Origin of the sequence: Lacinutrix venerupis, assembly GCF_003663945.1 — a bacterium.
In the GTDB taxonomy this organism is placed as follows: Bacteria; Bacteroidota; Bacteroidia; order Flavobacteriales; family Flavobacteriaceae; genus Lacinutrix; species Lacinutrix venerupis.
On record NZ_RCCH01000016.1, the window covers coordinates 1 to 1,882 of the forward strand.

Below are 1,882 nucleotides of genomic sequence, written 5' to 3' on the forward strand. Positions count from 1 at the left end.
GATCTTGTTACCTTCAAATCTTCTGCTAAAACCTCTTGAGTTACACCTTTTAAACTCCTTAAATGACGTATATTTTTTGATATAAATTTCATAATGCTACAAATATAAGCATTAATTGCTTCAAAATGTAGCTAGTTTTGTAAGGTGAAAAAAAATATTTTACATCTGGATTTAGATACTTTTTTTGTCTCTTGTGAGCGTTTAATAGATAGTCGTTTGCAAAAACGCCCATTATTAGTTGGTGGCACAGGAGATAGAGGTGTTGTTGCTGCTTGTAGCTATGAAACTCGAAGATTTGGAGTGCATTCTGGTATGTCTATGAAAGTCGCAAGACGCTTATGTCCTGAAGCAGTTGTAATACGTGGTAATTCTTCGATTTATACTAAGCAATCTCATTTAGTAACTGAAATTATTAAAGAGAAAGTACCCATATTTGAAAAAGCTAGTATTGATGAGTTTTATGCAGATTTATCAGGGATGGATAAGTTTTTTGGTAGCTATAAATATGCTTCTGAATTGAGATCCACAGTAATAAGAGAAACAGGTTTGCCAATCTCTTTTGGATTATCTGCAAATAAAATTGTTTCAAAAGTTGCAACTGGAGAAGCTAAGCCAAATAATCAATTACGTATAGATCATGGTTTTGAAAAATCATTTTTAGCACCTTTATCCATTAGAAAAATACCTTCAGTTGGCACTAAAACTTATCAAATTTTAAGAAACTTAGGAGTAGATAAAGTAAGTGTTGTACAACAAATGCCTGTTGAAATGTTGATTAGTGCATTAGGTGTAAATGGGAGAACTATTTGGAAAAGAGCTAACGGAATTGATAATCCACCATTAATTCCTTTTCATGAACGTAAATCTATTTCAACAGAACGAACTTTCACTAAAGATACTATAGATGTTAAAAAGCTGAGAACAACTGTTTTTGCAATGGCTGAAAATTTAGCTTATCAATTAAGAAAAGGAGATAAATTAACAGCATGTGTAAGTGTAAAGATCAGATATTCAGATTTTAACACTTATACTAAACAGCTTAAAATTCCATATTCTAGTGCAGATCATATTATTATCCCTAAAATACTAGAGCTATTTGATAAACTTTATCAACGTAGATTATTAATCCGATTAGTTGGAGTGAAATTTACGCATTTAGTAAGTGGTAATTATCAAATAAATTTATTTGATGATACAGAAGAGATGTTAAACTTATATAATGCTATGGATACTATTAGAGGTAAGTATGGTGAATTAAGCATTCAAAAAGCAGCATCTATTGGAGCTAAAACTATAGGGCGTTTTAATAACCCATTTAATGGAGAACCTCCAATTGTATTAGCACATAGAAAACAATAATGTATTTAAATTGTCATACATATTATTCATTAAGATTTGGAACTTTTTCAGAAGTTGATTTGTTAGAATTAGCCAAAGAAAACAATGTTTCCACCGTTGCATTAACAGATATAAATAATACTTCTGCTTGTTTAAATTTTATTCAAAAAGCTAAACAACATAATATTAAGCCTGTTGTTGGTATTGATTTTAGAAATGGTGCAAAACAGCAATTTGTTGGTTTGGCTAGAAATAATAAGGGTTTTCAAGAGTTAAATGATTTTTTATCTGAACATTTGCATCATAATTTAGTAATTCCCAACAAGCCACCAACAACAAACAACATTGTTGTTGTTTATCCGTTTGAGACTGTTTTAGAACAAGAAAAAACTGTTTTTAATTCTAATGAATATGTAGGTGTTTCTGTTGAAGAATTAAGAAAGCTACCATTTTCAATTTATAAAGACTATAAAAAGAAGCTAGTTATTCAACAACAAGTAACTATTAGAAATAAACGCGATTTTAATGCACATAGATTATTACG

2 protein-coding genes are annotated in these 1,882 nt (G+C 29.9%); both read left to right on the top strand.

What is annotated here, in order from left to right; all coding sequences use genetic code 11:
• Positions 1–144 precede the first annotated feature (144 nt).
• Entirely contained in the window at positions 145–1,359 is a 1,215-nt protein-coding gene (dinB, locus tag CLV86_RS14130) for a DNA polymerase IV (RefSeq protein WP_121053306.1), read from the top strand.
• A partial coding sequence (locus tag CLV86_RS14135; RefSeq protein WP_121053308.1) for a PHP domain-containing protein occupies positions 1,359–1,882 on the top strand: 524 nt, incomplete at its 3' end. The genes dinB and CLV86_RS14135, both read left to right, overlap by 1 nt.